This is a genomic window from Faecalicatena contorta, assembly GCF_003149105.1.
In the GTDB taxonomy this organism is placed as follows: domain Bacteria; phylum Bacillota; class Clostridia; order Lachnospirales; family Lachnospiraceae; genus Muricomes; species Muricomes contortus_C.
Genome location: NZ_QGDS01000001.1, coordinates 213,803 through 226,952 on the forward strand (window position 1 = coordinate 213,803; position 13,150 = coordinate 226,952).

Sequence of the window (13,150 nt, forward strand, 5' to 3'; positions counted from 1 at the left end):
TTTCCAGGTCAATTCAATGGCTTTGTACGTAATCTTTTTTTGTTTTTATGGCAGCCAGTATAAAGAAAAGGATTAAAAGTATACCAAGGTAGCTGAGTGAGCTGCGGTAAGAGGAAAAGGAAAATCCTTTTTCGACCTGCTGGACAATATTTAGATATGCCTTTTGCGGCAGAAAGCGGATCAGATTTTCTAAAATAGTATTTCCTTTTTCAAAAGAATAAAAACTGCCGGACAGCACAGTGCTCATAACGATGATTGCCGATGCGGTCATATTTGCATTGTCACTCTTGGCTGTCAAGCTGTTTAAAAACAATGCGAAGGCAGTTGCAAAAGCACAGATAAGTGCCAGTAATGCGGCATACTGTAAAATGGTAAAACCTAAGTCAAAAGGAGCTGCGATGTTGATGATGCCAAGTATTGCCAGGGTCGGAAGGTAGAGCGTAAAGAAACTGAAGATGCTGTGAGCAGCCAGATATCGTCCCAGGGAAAGGGGAGAGGAGATGACCCGGGTAATCTGCTTGTGCTCCTTATCCTCCGCAAACATGCACATTAGCGCCGCACCCTGCATGAGTAGGAACATCAGCAGATATCCGATAATCATCGTACCGACACCGCGCTTATCGGAGTGAAAAGTTTCCGGCAGAGAGCCTGTTTCCATCAACTGTAGAATAGCGTCTTTTGTTTCCTGGCTTTTAATCGTCCGGATATCAAATGTGCCGTCCGGCTGTTCAGTTAAGATGGCATCATAATGCCCTGAAACCATTTGTGAAACAGGCGGAGCTTCTGTTAATGTGGTTATTTTTAAAGCGGAGATATCCATACTTTTCTGGGGGCTGGAAGTGACGACAGCGATATTGGCCATCGTCTCGGTTTGTGTGCTGAAAAAGATAGCGGCTGCGATCGCTCCGGTGATCAGGACCAGCAGGGAGATAATCAGAGACTTTTTGGTGAGTAAGCGATAAAAATCGTTTTTGAATATGGCAATCATACGAAGTCCTCCGTTTTAAAAAATTTCGTGCTGAACAAAATACAAATGACCGAAACCACCGTCAAAATAATGCAAGCCGGCAGCAACAGGGTGAATTTCCCGTCATATATAATCTGGAAGGCAGATAAAGCGACCCATTTGACCGGTGACAGATTGCTGACTGCGGTAACTGTTTTACCAAGACCATCCACCGGGAAAAATACTCCGCCAAGCAATGTCATTAGGGTGATGGCAAAACTCAGGATTTGGTTTACGGCTGCTTCGGTTTTCAGGACACAGCACAGCATCACACTGAAAGAAGCAGCAAATATTTCAACCAGGATCATTAATAACCAGAGATAAATCGTACTTGTTTCCCCAAAATTCACGTGAGCAGTCACACGGAGCAACAAGGCTACGGCAGTATAACAAACGGTAGTAAAGATAACCGTTGCGATGATTTTTGGGAAATATATTGCAAAGGAGGGCACCGGAGCATAGATCAAGCGCATGTTGGGACCTTTGATATCCTTTTCCATAAAACTGTTTGCAGCCAGTGTTGCAGCGTTTAAAGCACTGTAGATCATTGTTGTAATTCCATAAAAATCATAGGAAGTAATGTTGTCGCTGTAGCTGCCCTTAGCCAGAAAACCAAAAATGAGTGTCAGCGCAAAGGGAAAGGCTGTAGTATAGAAAAGCCACATCGGATTAGTAAATAGATTGACAAGATCCATTTTTAAAATTCTTCTGAACTGATACATTCCTGACACCTCCTAATCTCTCAATGATTTCCCGGTCAGACGTAGAAATACCGTTTCCAGGCTTGTAGATTCACATGAGATACTATTTATTTTTACCTTGTTTTGAATGAAAACAGAGATGATCCGATCTAGATTTTCAACACTTTTCAGGGTTGCCAGCTCCACCTGGGAAGCTGAAATGGATACATGCTTAACCCCTTCAATATGATAAAACTCTTTTTCATTGATGCCTTCCGTATGATCCACATCAATATGGTACAATCTTTCTTCATTCACGTGTTCTTTGAGTTCTTCTTTCTTACCGCTGGCAACAATCCTGCCTCCGTCCATAATAATAATCCGGGTAGAGATTTCCTCCACTTCTTCCATGTAATGGGTGGTGTAGATGATGGTCATGCCTTTATTACGCAGCTCTTTGATTGAGCTTAAGATGTGATTTCGAGATTGTGGATCAATACCGACAGTTGGTTCATCCAGGATCAGGATTTCTGGCTGGTGAGCGATCGCGCAGGCAATGTTCAAACGACGTTTCATACCTCCGGAGTAGGTTTTTACTTTATCTTTTCGGCGCTCGGATAATCCGGCGAATTCTAGTGCCTGGTTACAGCTGGTGGATAGAGCATTTCCCTTTAAACCGTATAATGAAGCAAAGAACTTAATGTTTTGTTCAGCGCTTAGCTCTTCATATAAGGCAATATCTTGGGGGACGATGCCAAGGCGCTTTTTAAAGAGCCGGAGATGGTCATGAACATTTTTGCCTTTGCTTTGGATCATTCCGTCTTCATAATTCAGTACGCCAGTCAGGATATTCAGGGTAGTGCTTTTTCCAGCGCCATTTGGTCCGAGGATACATAAGATTTCGCCCTTGTGTACATCAAAGCTCAGGTCTTTGATTACTTTTTTTGCTTGATAGCTTTTCTCAAGATTTTTAATTGATAAGATTGCTTCCATAATTTTTCCTCTCTTATTTGGTGATGTCTCTATTATAGAGAGGGAATTATTTTTTGCCTATCAACCGAACGGCTGATATTATGTAGTGCCCTGAACAGCCCTCAGGTGTGGACAGTAGCACACAAACGACTCACAAATGGCTATTAGCACGTACTACATGGGTAATACACAAAGGGAATGCACAGAAAAATAATAGGTTGATCGGTACTGGGAATACACAAACCGATCAGCCTATTTTCTATTGTTCGTCTTATGAATAATCTAAAAATACAATCCCTTCTTGAAGATCTTCGACAGTACAGTGGGTGTAATGATCAGTGATGTCATTATCTTCATGTCCCACAATCTCTTTCAGAACCTAGTTCATTCGAAGATTGCAGCCGTCCGTATTACCAGCACGGCGGTTTTTGCTGCACTATAAAATATAAGAACCAATAACTTGTGACAGTTGTACTATATTGCTTGTGCCTGCGAATTCAAACTTCACTTTACCGAGTCCGCTGAAATAAAGTTCCAATTCGCTATCCATATCAAAAACGCCAGCAGTTTCAGAAGAAAACGCTTGAACTTTTGAATATGGAAGGGAAGTAAAGTCCTTTTTCTTGCCAGTTACTCCTTGAACATTAACCGCAATAGCCCGCTTGTTTGTAAAGACAACATAATCGCGTAAACCTTTGTAGGCACTTAAAACGTCCTCACCATTCACGAGCAAAGGGGAAACATCACGCATTACACTATCGGGGTTAGTCTGTTTCAGTTTAAAAATACTACCATTTTGAAAATCAATCATTTCTTTAGTTCTCCTTATTCATTTTATTCTAAGGCAACAATGTCACCTTATTTTAAAAGTTAATATGTACTATATTCCCATGGACTTTTTCCTTATGTCATTTTTTCTGCGTCCAATTTTATGTATCCAAAATCATGGACTAGGTAACCGACGGAACAACGCAAAACATTTGCCAGTGCATCAAATTTATCTATCTCTATATCTCGAATGTTGCCACATTCATATCTCGGCACGGTGGTTACGGAAATACTAAGTGCTTTTGCGATATTCTTCATCGTTAAATCAAATTTAAACCTTCTATTTTTGATGATACTCTGTATATTCATGTGTAGTACATCTCTTCAAATAAATAATACAATAGAATATGTAAAAAGGGAAGAATGTCTTGTGAAAAAGCAATAAAATACGTTGATAAAGTAAAAATGTGATATTATGAAAATAACTTATGGATATGCAAGTCGTGAGAAAGAATGAGAAAGTGATTAATACCAGAGAAATTAAAGCACAAATGCAAAGAAAAGATATGATATAATATCCTCATAAATAAAGACATTATATGCCTCTGGCAGATTAGAATTAGTATAATTGATAGGAGAGTAACATGCTTTCATTCCACAAAAGATATCATCCCCTGACATCACGCCCATATTTATCAAACCACACTTATACTGAACATCAGCCATGTGAGGGATTGCTTCCTTACATTGCCTGTTACTGGACGACAGACCGAAGCATAGGGGCAGGACAAGAAAAGAGCAAGGTATTGGTGATTCCCGATACTTGCATGGATGTTATTATTCGGATAAATCATACTCGTCAATCGCTTACAGGATATCTGTGTAGTATTCAGGATGAGCCGTTCCTGTCCATCGAGGATGAGAATGGGGATATCGTTACTTGTTTTGCAGTGCGATTCCATTTTTGGGCGGCCCATCTCTTTCTGAAGCTGAATTTTAACGAAACTCGCAATCAGCTTCTTGAACTGGATGAATTTGATAAGGGATGGCGGGCTGTTTTTGAGTCATTTTTCTATCGGAAGACAACAAAAGAACGGATTAATCTGATAGAACAATTCTTGCTGAAACGAATTGAAAGCCCTGATTTAAATGCAAATTTGTTTAATTCAATCCAACAGCTGCTGCATATACCAGGACAAATGTCAATCTCGGATATCTGTGCATACAGTTGTGTCAGCCAACGACAGATGGAACGGCTGTTTCTTCAGAATATAGGGCTGCCGCCAAAGCGGGTATACCGTCTGATACGCTATCAATGTGTCTGGAATGATATGGTGCGGCTGAGTAACTTTGACATTCAGGATGAAGTGCATCGTTATGGCTATAGTGATCAGGCTCATTTACTAAAAGAATTTAAACGTTTCCATGGTGTTACCCCAACCGAGGCCCGAAAGATTGCCGATGTGAACCGGTAGCCATGTCGATTTTTTACAATACAAAATATGACTTTGTGGTATAGTTGCAGATAAAGACGGAACAAGAAACTGACTATGAAGATACTCAGCCATGTCTTTATCGGGAAATAGGGCAGGATATACCAAAATGCCGGAACTGATATTGGATGGGTGGCAGTATAGGCGTTAAAATCCGTCGAATAAAAATCCGAATGATGGAGGTAGAAGGATGCAATTTGATAAGATAGCAACACGTATTTTAGTAAGAAAGGATTACCGAAAGTGTTATGATTTTTATACAGAGAAACTAGGACTGGCAGCTGTTTGGGGCGACCGAAATGGTCCGTATACGTCTTTTGCTGTGAGTGAAGAATCAGCTCCGTGTTTTGCAATTTTTGCCGGTGAGAATATGACAATGTTTAAAGGATATAAGCAGCCAGAGGGAAATATTCAGCCGGATACAGTTGTAGGAGTCATCCCATCAGCAAATCTGAATGAGGATTACCGCCGCTTAAAGAAAGCGGGTGTACAATTTATAGGGGAGCCACAGTTTATTGATGATTGGGGAATGAATTGCGTTTATTTTAGAGACCCGGAGGGTAATCTATTTGAATTAAATGATGCCACTACCATATAGTGTACATTAAAATAAAGTTACGTAAAGACTGCACTGACTTTCGTGGTTGGCGCAGTTTTAATTGTTTGTCTATATCTTAAAGAACAGATACAAATAGAACGATTAAATTCCGATTTAATTATATTATTATCAACCATCATATATATCAAGACAAATCAGAATAAAAAAGATATCCCTCTACAAAATGGCAAAGTATGATAGAATAGAACCATCTGAAAGAAGAGCAGGGAAGTACCTGAAAACGATTGAATTGGTGATTCAAAAGTGTTGTACATTGATAACTTAATATTGATAGTTAGTAGAGATTACTGTGTCCTTAGGTTAGAAAATCAAAATGCAACTCTATAGAATGTTAAGAAAAAGTGCATAAGTGCATACTATAATTGGTAGATTTCTTTTTATATACTGATATACTTACCTTATATTAAATTTGGAGGTGGAATTAATGAACTTAGGAAGTAATTTGTTCAATGCACGAAAGAAAAGAGGGTTGTCACAGGAAGAAGTTGCAGAAAAATTGGGAGTAAGCAGACAAACCATTTCAAAATGGGAACTCGACGAAACGCTTCCTGACATACGCCAATCAAAAAAGTTGGCAACTATATATGGCCTATCTTTAGATGAACTGATAGAGTTTGATATTGATTTAAAGGAAATACAGCAGGTTATTGAAAAGACCAGTGAAGAAAAGCAACAGGAAATTGATTGGACAAAGGTGTGGGGGGAAAAGTATCCGATTTTAACAACTTATCAGCAAGAGGTTAATGTTAATGATTATATTCCTAAAATAAAAGAAATGCTATATAGCTTGAAAAAGGAATATGGATATAATGATACAGACGCTTTTTTGGTATTCAAAGATATTTTAGCTAGTGTCTGGAATGATAAAGGAAATTAAATATCAGTTTAATACAAATGAGAGGTCAATTAACTACTAACTATGAAATTGATATGCTCCCTTCATAAATAAACAGTTTATATAATTTTAACTGTCTATCTAGAAGAGGGCATATCAAATATTAAGTTAGTAGTTTTTTAATGCTGTAAAACAGAAATTTAGCCGTGCAATTTTCCTAGATAGAATAGTGGTTCAAAAATTGGAAATATGTACATAATATATATGCATATTTTAATATAAGGATTGTAGTAAATGACTAAGAGTAGGAGATTAGAGGATGAACGAGCTTTCATGAAGCTAAGGAGACTATTATTATGAAGATACAACAGTTAAAAGAAGAAATCTTACGGTGCAGAGAATGTGATGAATTATTTGGGTATGAACCTCATCCGGTATTTTTTGGACATTCTGAATCTAAAATTATGCAGATTAGTCAGGCACCGTCTTTGTTGGTTCATGAAACAGGAAAGCCGTTTAATGACTTGAGCGGCAAAAAACTGAGGAGGGAATGGTATCAAATAGAAGATGAGGTGTTTTATAACCCCGATTACTTTTATATTACCTCTATTGCGCACTGTTATCCTGGGAAAAATCCAAAAGGAGGAGACCGTATTCCTCCCAAGAACTGTGCAAAAAAATGGATGCTTCTTGAATTAGAATCTGTGGATAACTTAATTTATATTATAATAGGGAGACATGCATCTAATTATTTTTTTCCTAAAAAGAACTTTACTGATTTGGTATTTCAAGATCAAGAGATTAATAGTAAACCGGCCTATGTATTACCCCACCCATCCCCGCTAAATACGAAATGGCTTAAAGATCGGCCGGAGTTTGAAAAAAAGCGGATGCCTGAGATTAGAAAGGCTTTGCACAATGTTTTAAATATTAATAGTTAATTATTGCTAAATGATACATTAAGAGAGCCGATGATAATTAAATACTGAATTAACATAGGAGACCAACTATGAATAGTCAATAGAAAATCAAAAAGTTTTGGAAAAAGTTTTGGCTTAAAAAAGTGTATGTAAAGAAAGCATCCTCTGGATGCCTGAAAATTAAATATAGTAGGACTAGGCTAGGTTAAACTCTAGATTGTCAGTCATCATTTTATGTATCACACGAACGAGTTTGTGAGCCACATGCCCAAGAGCATTGTAGTGTCGGCGCCCCTGAGAAACTTTCAAATCAAAGTATTCCTGGAATGTTTTGTTGACCAAGGTGGTTTGCCAGGCAGCATTAATCAAAGCATATCGAAGTAGTTTAGAGCCTCTTTTTGACATTCGGGTTCTAGCAGCTTGGTAGTTACCAGACTGATGGACAGAAGGGTCAAGGCCGGCATAAATTTGAATTATAGATTGCTTAATCTGCAAAGATAAGGTATCATTCTTAGTACCGACAGATTGTGCTGCAAGCTCTTTTAAACACACGGCGTGTGATCGTTTAAAGTGGCCCTTAGAGGTCTTGTTCAGCAGGTTTGATAACCGCGTGAGATGCATAGTCGCAATCTTGTCGGGATTAGAGCACTCCTTAAGTAAAGCATAAACAGCTTTGCCATGAATTCCAGATTTAAAGAAGTATTGGAGTTCAGGGAATAGTAAATCCATATAAGAGACCAGTTGGATTTTAACCTTTGTCCTAGCCTTGATAAGTTTCTGGCGGAAGCGACAGAGGTTTTTTAATTGCAAGGAATTCAAATCTTGTTGTGAAAAGATACGATACTTGTTCATCATTAATGACTTGATAATGAGCAAAGAATCAACAGCATCCGTCTTGGTCTTACGGATGTTGGTTTTTCATAGTGTAGCAGTTTGAATAGGATTGATTAAACAAATCTGAAATCCTCTGTTGAAGAGAAAGCAGATAAGGTTTTCGCCATAATGGGCGGTGGATTCGATACCGATAAGAAAGTGTTCTTTATCGAAGGCACCAATGGAGTTCAATAGCTTTTGAAACCCTTTATGGTCGTTGGTAAAGCATAGATTATGAATGAGGACTTGTCCATCCGAATCAGTAGCGGATGCAACGTGGTTTAGTTTGGCAATATCAATACCTAAGTAAATCATAAAATCAGCTCCTTTGCATGAAATCACTGTGGATAATCCACCTAGTTTTACCCTCATAGACTTGCGTGAAATAAAAGTTCTAAGACTTATCCAACTATAAATGATTCAGATAAAACTGTGGCAATACACTCCTACAAATAGTCAAAGCTATAAGGAAAAATAAAAAGTCCACAGTGTTACTATTGATTATAACAAAGTTGAGAAGAAAGGAGAGTATGCTATATTTGGTTACAAATACAGAATACAAGGAAAATGAAAAAAGAGATCTATAGTTATAATGATTTTATAAAGGTATTATTGCAGGCGGGTTTTTCAATGGGAGGTGGAAACGCAGAAGGTATTTATGCTGCTGTTTCCTGGAATTGGAATGAGGAGCCACCATATGATACTCCGGTGCGCTGGCATACAGAAGACTTAGAGACCGATCCGTGGGAATGGCGTATGCGTGTTCTAGACGAACGGAATGATATTGCCTATGCAAAGCTCTTCTTCAAAAAAAGCGGCTATATAACGAAAGAATTCTATCCATATTTTCTGGCAGCCAGAAGAGAAGGGCAGACACTTGAGGAGGAATATGAGAAAGGAATGATTTCTCATTATGCTAAAAAGATATATCAGATTATTCTTGAACACGGGACACTGCCATTGCATGCAATCAAGCAGATTGGAGAGATTTCCAAAGAAGATAAGTCTAAGTTTGACCGGGCAATGATTGAACTGCAAATGAAAATGTATCTTACTATGTGTGGAAAACAGCAGAAGCTGTCTCAAAAAGGAGCGGAATACGGCTGGTCGTCTACGGTATTTTGTACTGTTGAAGATTTTTTTGGAGAAGAAATGGTTAGCCGGGCAGCGAAGATTGAAAAGCAAGAGGCGATTGCGAGGATTACTGAACAGGTATATACATTAAATCCAGAGGCCCAGGAGAAAAAGATTTTGAAATTTATACAAGGATAAAGTCAAAAGGAGTATGTACAACAATCTATATTTAGGGAGATAAAATTATATAAAAAAAATGAAACCATTCAACTCCTTTATGCTGTTTGGTGTTTTTCTTTTGCTGTACATTCTTCTGCTTTTTTATGCGTTGATTTTTAAGTACGTTTCACCTTTAGAATTATTCAGCCCAAACAGGGAATATTGGCGTACAGGGGATTGTATGCGTTTCTGAAAAACGAGGAAAAAGTCCTCACAGCTATTGTGTTATCAGGTCTTATTATTATTTTAATTCCTGTTTTGGTTACAATCATATTTGGTTTTCGATTTCGGTTAGGTTAAATTCAATTTAAGGAGGGCGAAAATGAATACTAAACTTTTATTTCAAGCTTGCATTAAACTTTTTTTCGGACTGCTGATTGCAGGTTTCTTGTTATTTATTCCGGCAGGAACATTCCTGTTTTGGAATGCATGGCTGTTTATTGCAGTATTGTTTATACCGATGCCTATTTTAGGCATTGTACTTTTGATGAAAAAGCCGGAATTATTAGCAAAACGTTTGAATACGAAGGAAAAGGAAACAGAGCAGAAATCAGTAATTATTTTATCAGTTATAATGTTTATTAGTGGCTTTGTAATAGCCGCCCTTGATTTTAGGTTTGGGTGGGTACATATTCCTGTTTGGCTTGTGGGGGTAGCAACATTAATTTTTCTAATTGCATATGGTCTTTATGCAGAAGTTCTGCGTGAAAATGCTTATCTTTCAAGAACTATTGAAGTACAGGAAAATCAGAAAGTGATTGATACAGGGCTGTATGGGATTGTAAGGCATCCTATGTATACGGTTACATTATTACTTTTTTTGGCAATACCTATTATATTGGGCTCAGCTATTTCATTTATTATATTTTTATCTTATCCGGTATTAATTGTGAAGCGGATTCGTAATGAAGAACGCATATTAGAGTCAGGATTAGACGGATATACCGATTATAAGAAACGTGTAAAATATAGGCTTATTCCATTCGTCTGGTAAAGTAATACGTAAATTATTTGCAGTATTATTCCAGTCATATAACCCCATATCGTTAAATAAAGCTGTTTGTTGCGGGAAATGAACCACAACGGACAGCTTTTTGTTCATATGGAGGAAATTGTGCTGTGATATGACGGGTTATGTAAAAATATGATAAATTTGAACGAAATATGAAGATTTTATAGGTAATATGAACAAAAGATACCTGTATAATCACTATTAACAAATATAAAACAAAGGGTGAGGTTATGAAAGAGACACAGGTTTTATTTCGGGTAGAAAAACTCAACAAGTCTTTTGGGGCGACGAAAGCTTTGCAGGAAGTTGAACTGGTTATTCATGGAGGAGAGGTGCACGGGCTGATTGGTGAGAATGGATCCGGGAAATCCACATTTTCTTCGATTTGCGCGGGGATACAGCCACCTGATAGCGGCATGATGTACATAGGGCAAGATTCCTATCAACCCAGTGGAACTATTGAGGCAGTTGACCGGGGAATTAGTATGATTGTCCAGGAACAGGGGACGATCGGCGGAATAACGGTGGCTGCAAATGTTTTTTTCGGTAAAGAGGCAATGTTTTCCCGAGGTGGATTGGTGAATATTAAACAACTTAACTGCGCCGCGGCCGAAGCGTTAGAAAAAATTGGGGTCAGCCATATAAAGCCAGATCAGATTATCGATGGACTGACCTTTGAAGACCGTAAACTGGTGGAAATAGCCAGGGCTCTTTATACCAATCCCTGTCTGTTGATTGTTGATGAAACAACCACTGCTTTAACTTTAAGCGGCCGAGATGTGTTATACCGGGTGATGGAACAAGTAAAAATTGGTGGTGGCTCGGTCTTGTTCATCTCTCATGATATTGAAGAAATCATGGAGAAATGTGATTCGCTGACGGTTCTAAGAGACGGGACATTAACCGCCAATCTAAGGAAAGAGGAGTTTGCAGAAGAAACAATCAAACAGTTGATGATTGGACGGGATATATCAAAACATTATTATCGCAGTGACGAGAAAGTCAAAGTCTGCAGCGAAGTGGTCTTAGAAGCCGAATCAATGACCGCCAGCGGCATCAATGGAGTATCGCTAAAACTTCATAAAGGCGAGATTTTAGGAATCGGTGGTTTGAGTGACTGCGGGATGCATGAACTTGGCAAGGCCCTATTTGGGTTAATCAAACCAAAGCAGGGCGAAGCCCGGCTGTCTGGCAGCGGCCGGGTAGAAAACGCGGCCTGGGCCGTCCGGCACGGAATTGCCTATGTATCAAAGAATCGGGATCGCGAATCGATGATGACGGTCTGCAGCATTAAAGATAACATCTGTCTGCCATCGCTGAAAGAGATATCAAGAGGAGGCTTGATTTCGAAAAAGCGCGAAACGCTTTTGGCCCAGAAGTGGTATGAGTTTTTAAAGGTCAAAGCTCTATCAGTTAATCAGTACTGTAACACTTTAAGCGGTGGGAACAAGCAAAAGGTAGTACTGGCAAAATGGCTGGGAAAAGGCTCGGAAATTATGATTCTGGATTGCCCGACCCGGGGCATTGACATTGGAACTAAAGCTTCTATTTATAAAATTATTGAGCAGCTTAAAAACGAAGGAAAGTCAATCATCCTGATTTCAGAGGAACTAGCCGAACTAATCGGTATGAGCGATCGGGTGTTGGTTTTAAAGAACGGCAGAATTTCAGGCGAATTCTTCAGAGAAGAGCAGCTGACCGAAGCAAAATTACTGGAAAAAATGATTTGAGGGATGGGAAATATGAAAAAAATAAATTTTCGGAGTATAATTTTTAGCTATTTTTCTTTTATTGGGTTACTACTAATATTGCTTGCGTTTCAGATTTTCACAGAAGGACGTTTGCTCTCAAGTAGAAATTTAATGAATATTTTTAATAATTTTTTCACCATCGGTTTAGGGGCTGTCGGCGTACTGTTTCTCATGTCATTAAAAGAACTTGATCTTTCGGTGGGTGCGGCCTTAGGGTTATCGGCCGCGGTTGGCGCCTTGGCCGGAGCTAAGGGAACCGTCTTTATATTTCCGGCGGTGATGCTAACCGGCTTACTGATTGGACTAATCAATGGAGTGCTGATTTCTCGGTTAAAGGTTGAGTCATTTATCGGCACGCTGGCCGTATCCTTTATTGCCAGAGGGGTCATGGTCTTGTTATTAAACGGTTCGGTGGGTATTCCGACGGAGATGCGCAGATTTGATGCCGACCATGTCAAAATACCGGTGTTTATAGCGGTCCTGGTTCTGTTTTTTATATTATTCGAGTTTACCTCATTTGGAAAGAGCTGCCGGGCTATCGGCGCATCACAAGACGCCGCCAGACAGTCGGGCATTAGAGTTGAAAGGGTAAAGACGGCAGCTTTTGTAATATCAGGAGCCCTTTGCGGCTTGGCAGCATTTTTCAGTTTAGTTCGTACAACTACGGCGTCTTCTAAAACCGGAGATGCATTTGAGTTTGAAGTGCTTTTGGCGGTGCTTCTCGGCGGTATGCCATTATCTGGAGGATGGGGGGTGAAATACAGAACGGCAATGGTCGGCAGTATCTCGATGGCAGTCATGCAGAACGGCATGTCGCTGATGGGAATTGATGGTTTGACCCAGCAGCTGGTAAAAGGCATAATATTAATTATCGTAGTTGTCATATCATTTGATCGAAGAAATGTAGCAGTTATCAAATAATCTAGGA

At 39.1% G+C, this 13,150-nt stretch carries 13 protein-coding genes and 1 pseudogene; 8 read left to right on the plus strand and 6 right to left on the minus strand.

What is annotated here, in order from left to right; genetic code table 11:
- Positions 1-13 precede the first annotated feature (13 nt).
- From A8805_RS01070 to A8805_RS01090, 5 genes are all read right to left on the minus strand, one after another.
- Entirely contained in the window at positions 14-988 is a 975-nt protein-coding gene (locus tag A8805_RS01070) for an ABC transporter permease (protein ID WP_109708353.1), read from the minus strand.
- Positions 985-1,728 carry an ABC transporter permease gene (locus A8805_RS01075; protein ID WP_109708354.1) on the minus strand — a complete coding sequence of 248 codons (744 nt, stop codon included), beginning with the start codon at positions 1,726-1,728 and terminating at the stop codon, positions 985-987. Before A8805_RS01075 ends, A8805_RS01070 begins: the two co-directional genes overlap by 4 nt.
- A 12-nt stretch (positions 1,729-1,740) precedes the next feature.
- On the minus strand, positions 1,741-2,679 hold the full coding sequence (locus A8805_RS01080; RefSeq protein WP_109708355.1) for an ABC transporter ATP-binding protein: 939 nt from the start codon (positions 2,677-2,679) through the stop codon (positions 1,741-1,743).
- A gap of 415 nt (positions 2,680-3,094) precedes the next feature.
- On the minus strand, positions 3,095-3,469 hold the full coding sequence (locus tag A8805_RS01085) for a PH domain-containing protein (protein ID WP_109708356.1): 375 nt from the start codon (positions 3,467-3,469) through the stop codon (positions 3,095-3,097).
- A 92-nt stretch (positions 3,470-3,561) separates the two neighbouring features.
- Complete coding sequence (locus A8805_RS01090; protein WP_109708357.1) at positions 3,562-3,795, minus strand: helix-turn-helix domain-containing protein; 234 nt, start codon at positions 3,793-3,795, stop codon at positions 3,562-3,564.
- A gap of 275 nt (positions 3,796-4,070) precedes the next feature.
- Between A8805_RS01090 and A8805_RS01095 the strand changes: the two genes are divergently transcribed.
- The 4 genes from A8805_RS01095 to A8805_RS01110 all read left to right on the plus strand — a co-directional run bounded on the left by A8805_RS01095 (position 4,071) and on the right by A8805_RS01110 (position 7,314).
- Entirely contained in the window at positions 4,071-4,901 is an 831-nt protein-coding gene (locus tag A8805_RS01095; protein WP_109708358.1) for a helix-turn-helix domain-containing protein, read from the plus strand.
- A gap of 208 nt (positions 4,902-5,109) precedes the next feature.
- The gene (locus A8805_RS01100) at positions 5,110-5,517 is read left to right on the plus strand and encodes a VOC family protein (protein ID WP_109708359.1); all 408 of its coding nucleotides are present in this window, start codon (positions 5,110-5,112) and stop codon (positions 5,515-5,517) included.
- Positions 5,518-5,962: 445 nt separating this feature from the next.
- Entirely contained in the window at positions 5,963-6,415 is a 453-nt protein-coding gene (locus A8805_RS01105; protein WP_109708360.1) for a helix-turn-helix domain-containing protein, read from the plus strand.
- 314 nt (positions 6,416-6,729) lie between these two features.
- Entirely contained in the window at positions 6,730-7,314 is a 585-nt protein-coding gene (locus A8805_RS01110) for a uracil-DNA glycosylase family protein (RefSeq protein ID WP_109708361.1), read from the plus strand.
- Positions 7,315-7,488: 174 nt separating this feature from the next.
- On the opposite strand, the pseudogene A8805_RS01115 reads toward A8805_RS01110, so the two are convergent.
- Positions 7,489-8,481: pseudogene (locus tag A8805_RS01115) on the minus strand (IS110 family transposase).
- A gap of 252 nt (positions 8,482-8,733) precedes the next feature.
- On the opposite strand from A8805_RS01115, the gene A8805_RS01120 reads away from it, so the two are divergent.
- The 4 genes from A8805_RS01120 to A8805_RS01135 all read left to right on the plus strand — a co-directional run bounded on the left by A8805_RS01120 (position 8,734) and on the right by A8805_RS01135 (position 13,143).
- Complete coding sequence (locus tag A8805_RS01120) at positions 8,734-9,438, plus strand: hypothetical protein (RefSeq protein ID WP_207657665.1); 705 nt, start codon at positions 8,734-8,736, stop codon at positions 9,436-9,438.
- A gap of 343 nt (positions 9,439-9,781) precedes the next feature.
- On the plus strand, positions 9,782-10,453 hold the full coding sequence (locus A8805_RS01125; RefSeq protein ID WP_109708362.1) for a methyltransferase family protein: 672 nt from the start codon (positions 9,782-9,784) through the stop codon (positions 10,451-10,453).
- 248 nt (positions 10,454-10,701) lie between these two features.
- On the plus strand, positions 10,702-12,201 hold the full coding sequence (locus A8805_RS01130; protein ID WP_109708363.1) for a sugar ABC transporter ATP-binding protein: 1,500 nt from the start codon (positions 10,702-10,704) through the stop codon (positions 12,199-12,201).
- A gap of 132 nt (positions 12,202-12,333) precedes the next feature.
- Complete coding sequence (locus tag A8805_RS01135) at positions 12,334-13,143, plus strand: ABC transporter permease (RefSeq protein WP_242992249.1); 810 nt, start codon at positions 12,334-12,336, stop codon at positions 13,141-13,143.
- The last annotated feature ends 7 nt before the right edge of the window (positions 13,144-13,150 follow it).